This window comes from Cellulosimicrobium sp. RS (assembly GCF_046159675.1).
Lineage (GTDB): Bacteria > Actinomycetota > Actinomycetes > Actinomycetales > Cellulomonadaceae > Cellulosimicrobium > Cellulosimicrobium funkei.
In genome coordinates this window covers 1-14681 of the sequence record NZ_JBJXVU010000017.1, presented here as the reverse complement: position 1 = coordinate 14681, position 14681 = coordinate 1, and the positions used below count along the sequence as shown (strand labels likewise).

16 protein-coding genes and 1 pseudogene are annotated in these 14681 nt (G+C 75.1%); 12 read left to right on the top strand and 5 right to left on the bottom strand.

Translation table 11 applies throughout. The features are described from left to right. Positions 1–355: 355 nt before the first annotated feature. Positions 356–520: a hypothetical protein gene (locus tag ACI769_RS19215; RefSeq protein ID WP_157446563.1), complete on the top strand. Its 165-nt coding sequence runs from the start codon at positions 356–358 to the stop codon at positions 518–520. Positions 521–590: 70 nt separating this feature from the next. Here the strand turns inward: ACI769_RS19215 and ACI769_RS19210 are convergent, their stop codons facing one another. Further along, the gene (locus tag ACI769_RS19210) at positions 591–1406 is read right to left on the bottom strand and encodes a uracil-DNA glycosylase (RefSeq protein WP_034655427.1); all 816 of its coding nucleotides are present in this window, start codon (positions 1404–1406) and stop codon (positions 591–593) included. 126 nt (positions 1407–1532) lie between these two features. Then, positions 1533–3011 (bottom strand): multidrug effflux MFS transporter, encoded by a 1479-nt coding sequence (locus ACI769_RS19205; RefSeq protein ID WP_409142138.1) that lies wholly within the window; start codon positions 3009–3011, stop codon positions 1533–1535. Positions 3012–3134: 123 nt separating this feature from the next. Here ACI769_RS19205 and ACI769_RS19200 point away from each other — a divergent pair, with 123 nt between their 5' ends. Then, positions 3135–3275 (top strand): hypothetical protein, encoded by a 141-nt coding sequence (locus tag ACI769_RS19200; protein WP_170982149.1) that lies wholly within the window; start codon positions 3135–3137, stop codon positions 3273–3275. A gap of 52 nt (positions 3276–3327) precedes the next feature. Then, on the top strand, positions 3328–3468 hold the full coding sequence (locus ACI769_RS19195; RefSeq protein WP_157446567.1) for a hypothetical protein: 141 nt from the start codon (positions 3328–3330) through the stop codon (positions 3466–3468). 98 nt (positions 3469–3566) lie between these two features. On the opposite strand, the gene ACI769_RS19190 is transcribed toward ACI769_RS19195, so the two are convergent. Continuing rightward, the gene (locus ACI769_RS19190) at positions 3567–4352 is read right to left on the bottom strand and encodes an LLM class F420-dependent oxidoreductase (protein WP_409142137.1); all 786 of its coding nucleotides are present in this window, start codon (positions 4350–4352) and stop codon (positions 3567–3569) included. Between the two features lie 118 nt (positions 4353–4470). Between ACI769_RS19190 and ACI769_RS19185 the strand changes: the two genes are divergently transcribed. The 8 genes from ACI769_RS19185 (at position 4471) to ACI769_RS19150 (ending at position 12884) form a co-directional block, all read left to right on the top strand. After that, on the top strand, positions 4471–5160 hold the full coding sequence (locus tag ACI769_RS19185) for a DUF2993 domain-containing protein (protein ID WP_076404310.1): 690 nt from the start codon (positions 4471–4473) through the stop codon (positions 5158–5160). Positions 5161–5196: 36 nt separating this feature from the next. Then, positions 5197–6348 (top strand): DNA glycosylase AlkZ-like family protein, encoded by a 1152-nt coding sequence (locus tag ACI769_RS19180; RefSeq protein ID WP_409142136.1) that lies wholly within the window; start codon positions 5197–5199, stop codon positions 6346–6348. Positions 6349–6474: 126 nt separating this feature from the next. Beyond that, positions 6475–7767 (top strand): FAD-binding protein, encoded by a 1293-nt coding sequence (locus ACI769_RS19175; RefSeq protein ID WP_409142135.1) that lies wholly within the window; start codon positions 6475–6477, stop codon positions 7765–7767. Between the two features lie 129 nt (positions 7768–7896). Beyond that, positions 7897–9543 (top strand): sodium-dependent transporter, encoded by a 1647-nt coding sequence (locus ACI769_RS19170; protein ID WP_144722207.1) that lies wholly within the window; start codon positions 7897–7899, stop codon positions 9541–9543. Further along, on the top strand, positions 9540–9707 hold the full coding sequence (locus ACI769_RS19165) for a methionine/alanine import family NSS transporter small subunit (RefSeq protein WP_076404313.1): 168 nt from the start codon (positions 9540–9542) through the stop codon (positions 9705–9707). Before ACI769_RS19170 ends, ACI769_RS19165 begins: the two co-directional genes overlap by 4 nt. A 236-nt stretch (positions 9708–9943) precedes the next feature. Further along, positions 9944–10894 carry an ABC transporter substrate-binding protein gene (locus ACI769_RS19160; RefSeq protein WP_021483556.1) on the top strand — a complete coding sequence of 317 codons (951 nt, stop codon included), beginning with the start codon at positions 9944–9946 and terminating at the stop codon, positions 10892–10894. 143 nt (positions 10895–11037) lie between these two features. Continuing rightward, on the top strand, positions 11038–12045 hold the full coding sequence (locus ACI769_RS19155) for an amino acid ABC transporter permease (protein ID WP_034655424.1): 1008 nt from the start codon (positions 11038–11040) through the stop codon (positions 12043–12045). A 74-nt stretch (positions 12046–12119) separates the two neighbouring features. Continuing rightward, positions 12120–12884 carry an amino acid ABC transporter ATP-binding protein gene (locus ACI769_RS19150; RefSeq protein ID WP_034655433.1) on the top strand — a complete coding sequence of 255 codons (765 nt, stop codon included), beginning with the start codon at positions 12120–12122 and terminating at the stop codon, positions 12882–12884. Positions 12885–12982: 98 nt separating this feature from the next. Here the strand turns inward: ACI769_RS19150 and ACI769_RS19145 are convergent, their stop codons facing one another. Together ACI769_RS19145 and ACI769_RS19140 are read right to left on the bottom strand one after the other, a co-directional pair. After that, complete coding sequence (locus tag ACI769_RS19145) at positions 12983–13195, bottom strand: hypothetical protein (protein WP_128082896.1); 213 nt, start codon at positions 13193–13195, stop codon at positions 12983–12985. Positions 13196–13277: 82 nt separating this feature from the next. Further along, entirely contained in the window at positions 13278–14294 is a 1017-nt protein-coding gene (locus ACI769_RS19140) for a hypothetical protein (protein ID WP_085387111.1), read from the bottom strand. Between the two features lie 214 nt (positions 14295–14508). Here ACI769_RS19140 and ACI769_RS19135 point away from each other — a divergent pair. Continuing rightward, a pseudogene (locus ACI769_RS19135) lies at positions 14509–14681 on the top strand (imidazolonepropionase); the annotation flags it as partial.

The window sequence follows — 14681 nt, the reverse complement described above, 5'->3', positions numbered from 1 at the left end:
GTGGGTTCCCGAGGGTTGCTCCGGGCTCCGGGCTCCGGGCTCCGGGCTCCGGGCTCCGGGCTCCGGGCTCCGGGCTCCGGGCTCCGGGCTCCGGGCTCCGGGCTCACGGTTCGGGGCTGGGGCTCAGGACCCCAGGCCCGGGGTGCAGGGCTGCTGCTCACAGCTCGGCCGGACGAGGCGTGGCCGGGCGCACCACCACGGAGGCCGTGACATCACCCCAGGAGTCGGGATGTCACGAACCGGCCGCGTGTCCGTCCCTCCTCGAGGAGCAGAGCGACGGGCCGGTCGTCGCGTCCTCTCCCGGGAACGGCCGCGTCCGGCGGCGTCGTCCGGGAGCCGTCGAAGGAGAGCAGCAATGTCAGCAGCATCGTCCCCGCTCGAGCGCGAGCTGCGGCGCATGGAGGTCATCGCGCGCCGGGAGCAGCTCCGTCTCGTCGGCCGCGTCGCCCCGCGCGTGGCGGAGCGCCGCCGCTGGGCCGACGCACCGCGCCGCCAGTCCCCGGCCACCGCCGCCCGCTAGCGGCGGTCGGGGCTCGCGGCCCGGAGAGTCCGGCGGCTCGCCACCGTGCGCGGTCGCGAGCGCGCGCACGTCAGGCCGGTGCGCCGAGGCCCGCGAGCTCGCGCGCCCGGAGCAGCACGTCGTCGAGCATCTGCGGGGTGAGCCGGCCGGTGAACGTGTTCTGCTGGCTCACGTGGAAGCACCCCAGCAGGGTGAGGGTCTGCTCCGGGGGCGGGGGGCCGCCGTCGGGCACGACGCCGGGGAGGGACGCCCCCGGAGTGGGGCGAGGGGTGGCCCGGCGCAGCGTCACCTCCGCACCGTGCGCGAACCGGGGCCGCGGACGCGGCACGGCCCAGCCCTGCTCGGCGAGCGTCGAGAGCAGCGCCTGCCACCCGAAGCCGCCGAGGACGACGGCGACCCGCACCGTCGCGCCCAGCAGCTCGACCTCGCGCGCGAGGTACGGGCCGCAGCGGCGGCGTTCCTCCGGAGTCGGCTTGTTGTCCGGGGGCGCGCACCGCACCGGCGCGGTGACGCGGATCCCGGTGAGGCGGAGGCCGTCGTCGGCGGAGACCGACGTCGCCTGGTTGGCCAGGCCCGTGCGGTGCATGGCGGCGAAGAGGAAGTCGCCGCTGCGATCGCCCGTGAACATGCGTCCTGTGCGGTTGGCCCCGTGCGCGGCGGGCGCGAGCCCGACGACGACGATCCCCGCCTGCTCGTCACCGAACCCGGGGACGGGGCGGGCCCAGTAGTCGTCGTCGCGGAACGATGCCCGCTTGACGTGGGCGACGTGCTCGCGCCAGGCCACGAGTCGCGGGCACGCCCGGCACTCGACGAGGTGGGCGTCCAGCGCCGCGAGCGTCGGCGCCGTCCGGGCCGCGAGCGGGTAGGCGGGGTCGTCGGGCGTCACCCGCCCATCCTGCCCGGACCCCCACCCGCCCGCGTCTCGTCTGCCCAGCACGGGATCGGCGACCGACATCCGCGAGATCCAGTCGCCGACCCCGTGCTCAGCGGGCGGCAGGGCCGTGGTCAGCCGTCAGGCCCGGTGGGTCGTCGGCGCCGTCGCGCCGGCGAGCGCCGCAGCGTCGTGGGGAGCGTCGGTAGCCGAGACAGCGCCGTCGTGGGGCGCGTCGGCGGACGGGAGGGTAGCCCCGACGGGAGCGTCCGGGAGGTCCGCGGACGCGGCGGGGACGCCGACGGCGGGGTCGGGAGCCCCGAGGGAACCCGCGGCGTCGGCCGGGAGCGGTGCGCCGAACGTGTGCCGCAGGCCGAGCAGCACGACGCCCGCGACCACGACGACGCCGAACATCACGGCGGCCATGGTCACCGGCGGAGACCCGCCGAGCAGGCCGGTCACCGGCGCGACGACCGCCCCGACGCCGAACTGGAACGCGCCGATGAGGGCCGCGGCGCTGCCGGCGCGGTGCGCGTTGCGCTCGAGCGCGATGGCCGGGACGGACGGCATGACGAAGCCTGCGGTGCCGAGCGTGAGCACGATGAGCGGGACGAGCCACGCGAGCCCGCCCCCGGCGAGCGCGGCGACGAGGAGCCCGCCCGAGAGGACGAACCCCGCTGCGACCGCACCCTGGAGGATGCGCTCGGGCGTGACGCGCCCGACGAGCGCGCCGTTGATCTGGCTGCCCGCCGTCACGGACACCGCGCCCACGCCGAAGACGATCGCGTACTGCTGCGCGGACATCCCGTAGAAGTCCTGGAACACGAACGTCGACGCGGAGATGTAGGTGAACATCGCGGCCATGTAGAAGCCGGCGATGAGCGCGAGGCCGATGAACGACCAGTCCCCGAGGAGCGAGCCGTACGAGCGCAGGGCCGCGACCGTCCCGCCGCTGCGGCGGCGTTCGACGGGCAGCGTCTCGCGCAGCCGCAGGAGCACGAGCACGAAGAGCACGGCCCCCACGACGGCGAGCGCGACGAACATGCCGCGCCACGACCCGAGACGCAGGAACTGCGCGCCGATGGTCGGCGCGAGGATGGGCGCGACGCCCACGACGAGCATGAGCCGCGCGATGACCTTGCCGATCTGGTAGCCCTCGAACGAGTCGCGCACGATCGCCACGGACAGCACCATCCCGGCGGCCGCGGAGAGGCCCTGGACGAACCGCAGGCCCGTGAGCGCGGCGACCGAGCCGGCGAAGACGATCCCGACGGACGCCGCCACGTACACGGCGAGCGACACCAGCAGGGGAGCGCGGCGACCGACCGCGTCCGAGACCGACCCGATGAGGAGCTGACCGAGGGCGAGGCCCGCGAGGGTCGCGGTGAGGGTGAGCTGGACGCGGGACTCGGTCGTGCCGAGCTCGTCCACGATGCGCGGGAACGCGGAGAGGTAGAGGTCGATCGTCAGCGGCCCGACGGCGGTGAGCGCGGACAGCAGCAGGACGAGACCGGCGCTGATGCGCCCGGTGCGGGCCGCGGGGCTCGGCGAGGGTGCGGTGCCCGGGCGGGCGGCGACGGGCGCGGTCGGCGCCGGGGTCGCGGGTGGGGTGGAGGCCATGACAGCGGCAACCACCGGTGGTGCGCCGCGTGTTCCCGCACGGCGTACGTGATCGGATGCTGAGACGTGCGGCGGGTCAGGCGCGGTCGGCCCGGGCGGCGGCAGCCCGCGCCGGGCCCGCGCGTGCTCCAGCCGGTCGTCGAGCGCGCCCGCGAGAGTGAGCGCGGCGTCGTGCAGGTGTGCGGCGCGCTCGGCGTCATCGGGCGCGCCGTCCGGCGGCTGCACGACACCGAGTCGTCGCCCTGGCGCACACTGTCGTACTGACGGCGGGGGGCGAGAGCGACGGGACCAGAGCGACAGGACGGGAGGGCGGACGGTGCACCGATCGGCGTGGTGGTGGCGCGCAGGGCTCCTGCTCGTCGTGGTCGGCGTCGGCGTGGCGGTCGTCGCGGCCGACGACGGCCTGCGCTCGGAGGTCCACGCGGCCCTGTCGAACCTGGCGCGCGCCCTCTTCTGACCAGACCGTCCCGCCGAGCACGGGGTTGCTGTCGTCCTGGGCGTCGGAGCGACAGAAACCCCGTGCTCGGCACCCCGGCGGCGCGGGCAGCGCCGGGGTCAGCCCTGGGCGTCGCGCCAGGTGATCCACTCGCGCACGAGGGACAGGTCGTAGTCGGGCCCGCTCGTGCCGACGGTGAACAGGGTCGCGCCCGCGGCGACGAGCGCGTCCGCGGACTCCGCCGGCGGCCGGGACACGGCGACCGAGCGCTCGACGAACGCGGCGGTGTCGCGACCCACGGCCGCGCCGTGCTCGTCGAGGATCGCGCTCTTGCGCGCGAGCGTCTCCGCGTCGCCGAACGAGTGCCAGACGTCCGCGTGCTCCGCGACGACGCGCAGCGTCTTGCGCTCGCCGCCCCCGCCGACGAGCACCGGGATGTCCCGGGTCGGAGCCGGGTTCGACGCCGCCCAGCGGGCCTTGATGCGCGGGAGCGCCGCGGCGAGGTCGGCGATGCGGCCGCCCGCGGTGCCGAACTCGTACCCGAACCGGTCGTAGTCCTTCTCGAACCAGCCCGCCCCGATCCCGAGGATCAGACGACCGCCGCTGATGTGGTCGACCGTCCGCGCCATGTCGGCGAGGAGGTCCGGGTTGCGGTAGCTGTTGCACGTGACGAGGGCGCCGATCTCGACGCGCTCGGTCTGCTCGGCCCACGCCCCGAGCATGGTCCAGCACTCGAAGTGCTTGCCGTCGGGGTCGCCCGTGAGCGGGAAGAAGTGGTCCCAGTTGAAGATGACGTCGACGCCCAGGTCCTCCGCGCGCAGCACGGCGTCGCGGACCTGGGCGTAGTCGGCGTGCTGCGGCTGGAGCTGGACGCCGATGCGGAAGGGGTGCCGAGGAGTGGTCATGCTCGGAATCTACGTCCGGGCCGAGAACGACGACACCCCGCGTCGAGCACGACCTCGTCGGCGCCACGAGCGTCAGAACGACGGCAAGGTCGTGGTCGGCGGACCTAGGGTGGGGCGCATGAAGCGACTGGTGGGCCTGCTCGTGACGCTCGTGGTGCTCGTGGCGGTCGCCGTCGTGGCCGACCGGGTGGCGGTGCGCGCCACCGAGCGCGGCGCGGTCACGGCGTTCGAGCAGCAGGCCGACGACGTGTCCGGCGCCCAGATCGACATCACCGGCTTCCCGTTCCTCACGCAGCTCGTGCGCGGCTCGCTGACACACGTCACGGGCTCCGCGGACTCCGCGTCGTTCGGCGGCTACGCGATCTCCGACCTCCAGGTCGAGGCCGACGGCGTGAGCACGTCGGAGCCGTACCGGATCGCGTCCGGCACGGCGTCGGGCGTCATCGCGGCGGAGTCGCTGCAGCAGGTGGTCGCCGAGCAGAGCGGTCTCGACGTCGACGTCACCGCGACCGGCGGCGTGCTGTCCCTGGGGTTCGAGCTGCTGGGCACCACGATCACGGTCGACGTGACGCCGCGCGTGTCCGGGCCGGCCGAGCTCGCCGTCGACGTCGTCGCCGTCCGCACCGGCCTCGGCACGGTCTCGGTCGACGACCTGCCGTCCGGGCTCTCGGGCGCGCTGTCCGACCTGCGCGTCCCGCTCGACCTGCCCGACGGCGTCGCGCTCGACTCCGTGTCCGCCGTCGAGGGAGGCGTGCGCGTCGCGGTGACGGGGACCGACGTCGTCGCCGCGGACCTGGTGGCCTCGTGACCGGGGCAGCGCGACCGTCGTGACCGGGGCGGGGTCGTGAGCACCGAGGCGGTCGACGGGCGCCGCGTCCTCGCGGCGCGCCTCGCCGCGCACCGGCTCCGCTCGCCCGACCTGCCTGACGTGCCGACCGCCGTCGGGCACCTCGTCGCGGTGCAGGGGCAGGAGTTCCACCCCGCCCTGTGGGGCCTCACGCGGCGGCTGCGGCCGGACGCGTGGCCGGGTGCGGCGGGCGCGGTCGCCGCGTGCGACCGCGGGGAGGTGCTGCGCACGCACGTGCTGCGGCCCACGTGGCACCTCGTCCGGCCCGACGACGCACGCTGGCTCCTCGAGCTCAGCGCGCCCCGCGTCCACCAGGCCAACGGGACGCTGTACCGGCAGGTGGGGACCGCCGGGCACGGGCCGGAGACCGACCTCGTCGTCGCGGCCGTGCAGGAGCGGCCCCGCACGCGCTGCGAGCTCGCGGGACTGCTCGTTGCGCACGGCCGCCCGCTCGAGGGCATCGCGCTCGGCTACGTGCTCATGCGCGCCGAGCTCGACCGGCTGCTGGTCAGCGGGCCGCTCGACGGCAAGCAGCAGACGTACGCCGCGTTCGACGACCGCGTCCCGCCCGGCTACGGGCCGCTCGGCGAGCGGTTCGACCGGGACGCCGCGCTCGTCGAGCTGCTGCGTCGCTACCTCGCGAGCCGCGCGTACGCGACGGTCAAGGACGTCGCCCAGTGGTCGGGCTTCACGCTCACCGACGTGCGGCGCGCGCTCGACCTGCTCGACGACGAGGTCGTGGCCGTGCCCGGGGCGGGTGCGCTCGACGGGCTGACCCTCTGGCGGCTCGCGGACCCCGGCGACCGGGTGCTCGACCCGGCGCCGTTCGTCGGGGCGCTCGCGCCCGACGGCGACCCCGCCCGGCCGGTCGTCGACCTGCTGCAGAGCTACGACGAGCTCTTCCAGTCCTTCGGCGAGTCGCGCAGGGTCGTCGTGGCCGACGGCGTCGACCTCGGCGACCGGCTCGGGTCCTTCATCCATGCCGTCGCGGTCGACGGCGTCGTCGTCGGGCGGTGGCACTGGGTCGTCGGGACGCGCGATGTCGTCGTCGAGCCGCAGTGGCGCCGCGCGCCGTCGCTCGCGGAGGAGGAGGCGTTCGCCGCCCAGGTGGACGCGGTGCGCACCCACTGGGGCACGCTCCTCGCGTGACGAGCCGCCGAGCACGGATCCGCGACCGGACCGGCCCCGAGACGGTCGCCGACCCCGTGCTCGGGGTGGTGAGACCGGGGGCGGGGGATGGGTGGTCTGGGCGGGGGGAGTGGCAGGGTGGTGGGCGTGACGGACTTTGGCGCTCTGCGTCTCGCGAACTGGGCCGGGAACCTCACCTACGCGTCCGCCGAGGTCGCGCACCCCGCGACGCCGGAGGAGCTGGCCGACGTCGTGCGGCGGTCGGCGCGCGTCAAGGCCCTGGGGTCGCGGCACTCGTTCGGGGACGTCGCGGACACGACGGGCACGCACGTCGTCCTCGACCGGTACGACGACGGCCGCGCCCCCGTCGAGGTCGACCCCGCCTCGGGCGTCGTGTCGGTCGCGGCGGGCCTGCGGTACGGCGACGTGACGCGGCACGTCCAGGCGGCGGGGCGGGCGCTCGCGAACCTCGCGTCGCTCCCGCACATCTCGGTCGCGGGGTCGGTCGCGACGGCGACCCACGGCTCGGGCGACGCGGTCGGCTCGCTGGCGAGCGCCGTCGTCGGGCTGGAGCTGGTCACGGGCGACGGCGGGCGCCGGACGCTGCGGCGCGGCGACGCGGACCTCCCCGGCGCGGTCGTGGCGCTCGGGGCGCTGGGCGTCGTGACGCGCGTCGAGCTGGAGACGGTCCCGACGTTCGACGTGCGCCAGGACGTGCACGTCGGGCTGCCGTGGGACGCGGTGACGGCGCACTACGACGAGATCACCGCGTCGGCGTACTCGGTGAGCCTCTTCACGGACTGGGGGCCCGACGGCGTCCAGCAGGTCTGGCGCAAGTCGCGCCTCACCCCGGGGGAGGCCGGCGCGGCGCGGGCGGACCTCTTCGGGGCGACACCCGCCACGACGATGCTGCACCCCCTGCCCGGCATCGACCCCGTGCACTGCACGCCGCAGCTCGGCGAGCCCGGCCCGTGGAACGAGCGGCTGCCGCACTTCCGGCTCGACTTCACGCCGAGCAACGGCGCCGAGCTGCAGTCGGAGTACCTCGTGCCGCGCGCCCGGGCCCAGGAGGCGTTCGCCGCGATGCGCGACCTCGGCCCGCGCGTCACCCCGCTGCTCCAGGTGGGGGAGATCCGCACGGTCGCGCCCGACCCCGAGCCGCTGTGGCTCAGCCCGTTCGACGGCCCGACCGTCGGCGTGCACCTCACGTGGAAGCCCCTGCCCGACGACGTCGCGCGCGTCCTGCCCGACGTCGAGGCCGCGCTCCTCCCGCTCGGCGCGCGCCCGCACTGGGGAAAGCTCTCGCACGCGCTCGTCCACGCCCCGGGCTCCGTCGCGGCGCTCTACCCGCGCGTCGACGACTTCGGCGCGCTCGCGCAGCGGTACGACCCGCAGGGCCGCTTCCTCGGCGGGTACGTCGAGCGCCTGCTCGCGGGCTGAGAGCCGCGCCCCGGCTCGCACGGTGCGCGACCGGTCGCTACGGTCGTCCGAGCACCGAGAGGCTCGCCGCCGCGCCGATCCGCACGGCACCCGCGCGGGCACGGCACGACAGAGGTACCGAGGAGAACTGTGGCAGCGACCGGCACGGCGGGCGGGGAGCCCGCGACGCAGAAGCCGCGCGAGGAGTGGACCGGGCAGGTCGGCTTCATCATCGCGGCCATCGGCTCGGCGGTCGGGCTGGGGAACATCTGGCGGTTCCCCGGCGTGGCGTACGAGAACGGGGGCGGGGCGTTCCTCGTGCCGTACCTCGTCGCCCTGCTCACCGCGGGCATCCCCATCCTGTTCCTCGACTACGCGATCGGGCACCGCTTCCGCGGCTCGGCCCCGACGGCGTTCCGGCGGATCGCGCGGTGGCTCGAGGGCCTGGGCTGGTTCCAGGTGATGATCTGCTTCGTCATCGCGCTCTACTACACCGCGGTCATCGCGTGGGCCGTGAGCTTCTTCGTCTTCTCGTTCGACCTGCGCTGGGGCGACGACCCGGCCGCGTTCTTCACGGGCGACTACCTCCGGCTCGCCGACCCGGGCGTCAGCCTCGAGTTCGTGCCGGCGGTGCTCGTGCCGCTCGTCGCGGTCTGGGTCGTGACGATCGTCGTCCTCGCGCTCGGCGTGGCGAAGGGCGTGCAGCGCGCGAACACGGTGTTCCTGCCGCTGCTCGTCGTGGCGTTCGCGGTGCTCGTGGTGCGCTCGCTGTTCCTCGAGGGCGCGGCGGACGGGCTGAACGCGCTGTTCACCCCGGACTGGTCGGCGCTGGGCGACGCCAACGTGTGGATCGCCGCCTACAGCCAGATCTTCTTCTCGCTGTCGATCGCGTTCGGGATCATGGTCACGTACGCGTCCTACCGTCGGCGCCGGTCCAACCTCACGACGCCGGGGCTCGTCGTCGCGTTCTCCAACTCCTCGTTCGAGATCCTCGCCGGCATCGGCGTCTTCGCGACGCTGGGCTTCCTCGCGCACGAGCAGGGGGTCGGCGTGGGGGAGCTCGAGGGCATCAGCGGGCCGATCCTCTCGTTCGTCACGTTCCCCGCGATCGTGTCGCAGATGCCGGGCGGCCCGATCTTCGGTGCGCTGTTCTTCGGGTCCCTCGCCATGGCGGGGTTCACGTCGCTCCTGTCCATCCTCCAGGTCGTGTCCGCGGGGTTCCAGGAGAAGTTCGGCTGGACGCCGCGGCAGGCGTCCGTGCGCCTCGGCGTCGTGAGCGCGGTCATCTCGATCCTGCTCTTCTCCACCACCACCGGCCTCGTCGCCCTCGACACCGCCGACCAGTGGGCCAACAACGTCGGCATCGTGGGGTCCGCCGTGCTCATGACCGTCCTCGTGCTGTGGGTGCTGCGGCGCGGACCGGAGCTGCGCTACCACCTCAACGCCGTCTCGACGTTCCGCCTCGGCCCCTGGTGGCAGGTGCTCGTCGCCGTGCTGGCCCCGCTTGTGCTCGGCTACATGCTCGTGTCCAGGATCGTCACGCTCGTCGTCGACGGCTACGAGGGGTACCCCGCGTGGTACCTCGCGCTCGTCGGGTGGGGCGCGATCGCGTTCATGGTGCTCGCCGCGCTCGTGCTCACGGCGATGCGCTGGCGCCGCAGCCCCGACGACTTCGTCCCCTGGCCGCCGTACCCGCCGGGTGACGCCTCTGCAGGACCGGGCCGGGCGCCGTCGGGCCGCGGGACGGCCGGCCGCACGACTGCCCCGGCCGGTGCCGACGGGGAGGAGACCCGATGACCACCTCGGCCGTGATCCTGCTCGTGCTCGCGATCGTCGTCGTGTGGGGCGGGCTGCTCGTCGCGATCCTGCGGCTGCGCGCCCAGCCCGAGCGGGCGGACTACCCGCCCGGGGACGAGGACGACCACCGCGAGGACGAGGCGCCCGCCGCGCGCGACACGTAGCCCGCGCCGGTCCGCGCCGAGGGCGGGTGCGGTTCGTCACGGTTCGGCCTCGATGTCCCCGCCGGTTTGGTGAGCGGGGCCGAACGGCCCCACACTCGTGCGCAGGTGCCGCGCACCGCCGGGTCCTCTGTTCCCCGTACGTTCCTCTGCCCTCACGGGCCGGGTGCTGACGTAACACGACGGAGACGATCGGTGTCTACGCTGCCCCTGCCCGGCCCCCACCGATCGGAGACACCATGCGTACGACCCCGCGCAAGCTCCCCCTCACCGGTCTCGTCGCGCTCGCCGCGACGAGCACCCTCCTGCTCGCCGCGTGCACCGACGCGTCCCAGACCGGGACGGACGGCAGCACGTCGGGTTCCGGTGACGAGACGTCGGCGGCGCCGTCGTTCGACCCGTCGACCGTCGAGGTCGACGACGCGGCCGCCGCGCTCCTGCCCGAGGACGTCGCGTCCGCGGGGACGCTCGTCGTCGGCTCGAACACCGAGTACGCGCCCGCCGAGTTCATCGACGCCGACGGCAAGACGCCCATCGGGTTCGACATCGACGTCATCAAGGCCGTCGGCGCGACGCTCGGGCTCGACGTCGAGGTCCAGTCGGCCGACTTCCCGGCGATCATCCCCGCGCTCGGCACCAAGTACGACGCCGGGATCTCCTCGTTCACCATCACGGAGGAGCGCATGCAGGAGGCGAACATGATCGCCTTCCTCAACGCGGGCTCCGCCTACGCGGTCGCGTCGGGCAACCCGGACGACATCGACCCCGAGAGCCTGTGCGGCGTGACCGTCGCCGTGCAGACGGGCACGGTCCAGGACGAGGACATCGCCGTGCAGAGCCAGGCGTGCACCGACGCCGGCGAGGAGAAGATCGACATCCTCCAGTACGACTCGCAGTCCGACGCCACGACGAACGTCGCGGGCGGCAAGGCGCAGGTCCTCTACGCCGACTCGCCGGTGATCGGCTACGCCGTCGAGCAGACGGGCGGCCAGCTCGAGCAGCTCGGCGACGTGTTCGACAGCGCGCCGCAGGGCGTCGTCGTCGCGAAGGACGACACGGAGCTCGCCGCCGCGATCCAGGCAGCCCTGCAGTCGCTCATGGACAGCGGCCAGCTCGAGGAGATCCTCGGGGCCTGGGGCAGCGGCGACGCGGCCCTGGAGACCGCCGAGCTCAACCCGTCCGTCGGCTGACGACCCCCTCGCCAGCCCCGTCCGTCCCGCCGCCCCGCGGGCGCCCACCCGGCGCCCGCGGCCGGTGGCCGGGACGACCGCGCGGACGACGACGACCGCGCGGCCCGGCTCGTCCCCCGAGCCCCGACCCCCCGAGGTGCACCATGACGACCGGTAGCTCCCCCCGCGGCGCCGCCGCCGGACCGGCCGACGACCCGGTCCCCGACCGCATCCACGCCGTCCCCGTCCCCCGGCCCGGGCGGTGGATCTCCGCCGCCCTGCTGCTCGTGCTCGCCGCGATGGCGGCCAACGCCCTGCTGACGAACGAGAAGTTCCGGTGGGACGTCGTCTGGCTGTACTTCCGCGACGTGACGGTCGTGCGCGGCGTCGGCTGGACGCTCGTGCTGACGTTCGGCTCGATGCTCATCGCGATCGTCCTCGCCGTGCTCCTCGCGATCATGCGGCGCTCGGACAACCCCGTCATGCGGTCGGTGAGCTGGGGCTACATCTGGTTCTTCCGCGGCACCCCGATCTACACGCAGCTCGTGTTCTGGGGCCTCATCTCGGTGCTCTACCCGCGCCTGAGCCTCGGCATCCCGTTCGGGCCGGAGTTCTTCGAGTTCCGCACGGCGGACCTGTTCACCGCGTTCGTGTGCGCGCTCATCGGGCTCTCGCTCAACGAGGCGGCGTACCTCGCGGAGATCGTGCGCGCGGGCCTCGGGTCGGTCGACCCGGGCCAGACCGAGGCCGCGAAGGCGCTCGGCATGAAGGACGGCAAGATCCTCACGCGCATCGTGCTGCCCCAGGCCATGCGCGTGATCGTGCCGCCCACGGGCAACGAGACGATCTCCATGCTCAAGACGACGTCGCTCGTCCTCGCGGTGCCGTTCACGCTCGACCTGCAGTACTCGACGAACGCGATCGGCAACCGCCTCTTCCTGCCGATCCCGCTGCTCATGGTCGCCGCCATCTGGTACCTGCTCATCACGAGCGTCCTCATGGTCGGCCAGCACTACGTGGAGCGGTACTACGGCCGCGGGTTCGGCACGCAGACGCCGACGCGGCGCCGCGGGCGCGGCCCGGGCGGGCGCGGGCGCAAGCCGAACCGGCAGGACCTCATCGCCGCGTCCGGCACGACGAAGGACGACCCCTTCCTGGAGGTGACCCCGTGAGCGGGACGCACGACACGGCATCCGCGGCGCCCCGGACCTCCCCGGAGGCGGGCCGCTCCACCGACGCCGCCCCGATGGTGCAGGTCGAGGGCCTGCACAAGATGTTCGGCGAGCTGCACGTGCTCAAGGGCGTGGACCTCGAGGTCGCGCGCGGCTCGGTGTGCGTCGTGCTCGGCCCGTCGGGCTCGGGCAAGTCGACGCTGCTGCGCTGCGTCAACGAGCTCGAGGAGATCACGGGCGGCCGCGTCCGGGTCGACGGCGAGCTCATGGGCTACCGCGAGGTCACCAAGGACGGCCGCACGCGCCTGCACCGCCTGCACCCCAAGGTCGTCGCGCGGCAGCGCTCGCGCATCGGCATGGTGTTCCAGCGCTTCAACCTGTTCCCGCACATGACGGCGCTCGAGAACGTCGCGGAGGCGCCCGTCCAGGTGCGCGGGCTGAGCAAGGCGCAGGCGCGGGCGCGCGCGTCCGAGCTCCTGGACCGCGTGGGCCTCGCCGACCGTGCCGACCACTACCCGGCGCAGCTCTCCGGCGGCCAGCAGCAGCGCGTGGCCATCGCGCGGGCCCTCGCCATGGACCCCGAGCTCATGCTGTTCGACGAGCCGACGTCGGCCCTCGACCCCGAGCTCGTCGGCGAGGTGCTGGCCGTCATGCGCGACCTCGCGCGGTCCGGCATGACGATGATGGTCGTGACGCACGAGATCGGGTTCGCGCGCGAGGTCGCCGACACCGTGGTCTTCATGGACGAGGGCGTCATCGTCGAGCAGGGCAGCCCGGAGCAGGTGCTCGGGGACCCGCAGCACGAGCGCACGCGGTCGTTCCTCGCCCACGTGCTGTAGACGGCGTCCGGCACCGGCGAGGGAGCCTCGCGAGACCGGCCCGGCGCCTGGGCGGACCCTCGACGGGTCGACCGCGGGCAGGCGGGTCGGTCTCGCGCTCAGCCGGCGCGGCGGCGGCGCGGGAGCGCGGGCGCCCCGTGCGCGGGCGCGAGGCGGGGCGAGAGCCCCGTGGGGCGGGCGACCGTGACCATCTCCCCGCTGAGCGCCCGGCCGAGGTGCACGAGCGGCAGCATGTTCTCGTGCTCGACCACGAGGGCGTCGTAGATCGGGGTCTCGCTGTCGGGGGTGGGAGAGGAAGATCGCGTCAGCACGCCTCCCACTGTCGGTGAGGGACGTGTGTTCCGCGACCGGAAGCGGTGACGTGTCCGTGAGGCGTTCGTGGAGACCGCCGGGTCACCAGCCCCAGTCGCCCCAGTCCCAGCCGCCCCCGCCGCCGTCCCCGTCACCGCCGTCGTTCCCGTTGCCGCCGCCGTTCCCGGGTCCGTTCCCCGGACGCTCCTCCTGCTCGCGCTCGTCCTGCTCCTTCTGGCGGTCGTCGAGCTCCTGCGAGCGCTTCGACGCGTCCTCCTCGGCCTGCGCGACGGCCTCCTCGCGCTCCGTGAGCTGGGCCGTCGCGGCGTCGAGCTCGGCGCGCTGGGCGTCGAGGTCGGCCCGCTCGGACTCGAGCTGCTCGCGCTCCGCCGCGACCTCGCTCTGCACGCGCTGCGCCTCGGCCCGCTCGCGCTGCGCCTCGCCCTGCGCCGAGAGCGTGAGGCCGATGCCGACGAGCAGGCCGACCGCGACGCCCGCGAGGCCGACCGCCGTCGGGACGAGCCAGCGCCGCCCCCGCTCCGGCGCGTGGTCGCCGTCGTCGTCGGCCGCGGGCAGGGCGAGCGGCCCCACCGGGACGACGCCGGACCGCCCGGCCCGGGCCGGGACCGTCGGGGCTGCACCCGGGGTGGCGGACGGCGTCGGGCGCGCGGCGGGCGCAGGCGTCGCCGGGCGGGCGGCCGGGCCGGGCGACGGGCGCGCGGCCGGGTCGTCGAGCATCCCGCCGAGCGCGGGCAGGATCATCGTCGAGCTCGCCACGGGGTGGTCCTCCACGGCGCCCGGGATTGGCGGGGCGGCCGGGACGGCGGCCGCGACGCGCGTCGCGTCGGCCTCGGGACCGACCGCCGGGGTCGCGCCCGACGAGCGGGCGCGCAACGACCGTCGGGTCGGCGCGCCGGACCCGACGGGCAGCGGCTCGGTGCTGCGCAGGACGGGCGCCTCCGGGGGCGGCACGGGCCCGGGCGCGGGAGCGGCGTCGTCGGCCCAGAACACCCACCCGGGCGGGGGCGGCGGCCAGGACGGGTCCGGGTGCCACTCGGTCGTCGGGGTGAAGCCCGCGGGCACGGGCCACCCCGGCGGCGGGACGAAGCGCACGGCCATGGGTCCTCCTTCGGTGGCGCCCGCCGCGCGGGGGCGGGGGCGCCGGGAGCCGCGGGGCTCCCGGTCCGGCGTGGACGTGCCGCGGCGACGTCCGACGACGACGTCCGGGCGGGACGTCCGACGGGAACAGTAGGGGAGCCCCGCCCGTCGGCACGAATCGCCGCATCCCGGGCACGGGTCGGCCGGGGAGCGGCGGGCGGGGCCGCCGGGGGCGGGCGGGCGCGCGGTGCTCCCCGGGTTCGTCGACTCGCACACCCACCTCGTGTTCGCGGGCGACCGCCCCGCCGAGTTCGAGGCGCGCATGGCCGGTCGTCCGTACGAGGCGGGCGGCATCCGGTCGACCGTCGCCGCGACGCGCGCCGCGTCCGACGACGTGCTCCGCGCCGG

Excerpts from the sequence above, each read along its gene's own strand:
- ACI769_RS19215 (WP_157446563.1), top strand. The coding sequence starts at position 356 with ATGTCAGCAGCATCGTCCCCGCTCGAGCGCGAGCTGCGGCGCATGGAG.
- ACI769_RS19205 (WP_409142138.1), bottom strand. The coding sequence starts at position 3,011 with ATGGCCTCCACCCCACCCGCGACCCCGGCGCCGACCGCGCCCGTCGCC.
- ACI769_RS19190 (WP_409142137.1), bottom strand. The coding sequence starts at position 4,352 with ATGACCACTCCTCGGCACCCCTTCCGCATCGGCGTCCAGCTCCAGCCG.
- ACI769_RS19185 (WP_076404310.1), top strand. The coding sequence starts at position 4,471 with ATGAAGCGACTGGTGGGCCTGCTCGTGACGCTCGTGGTGCTCGTGGCG.
- ACI769_RS19165 (WP_076404313.1), top strand. The coding sequence starts at position 9,540 with ATGACCACCTCGGCCGTGATCCTGCTCGTGCTCGCGATCGTCGTCGTG.
- ACI769_RS19160 (WP_021483556.1), top strand. The coding sequence starts at position 9,944 with ATGCGTACGACCCCGCGCAAGCTCCCCCTCACCGGTCTCGTCGCGCTC.
- ACI769_RS19155 (WP_034655424.1), top strand. The coding sequence starts at position 11,038 with ATGACGACCGGTAGCTCCCCCCGCGGCGCCGCCGCCGGACCGGCCGAC.
- ACI769_RS19150 (WP_034655433.1), top strand. The coding sequence starts at position 12,120 with ATGGTGCAGGTCGAGGGCCTGCACAAGATGTTCGGCGAGCTGCACGTG.
- ACI769_RS19140 (WP_085387111.1), bottom strand. The coding sequence starts at position 14,294 with ATGGCCGTGCGCTTCGTCCCGCCGCCGGGGTGGCCCGTGCCCGCGGGC.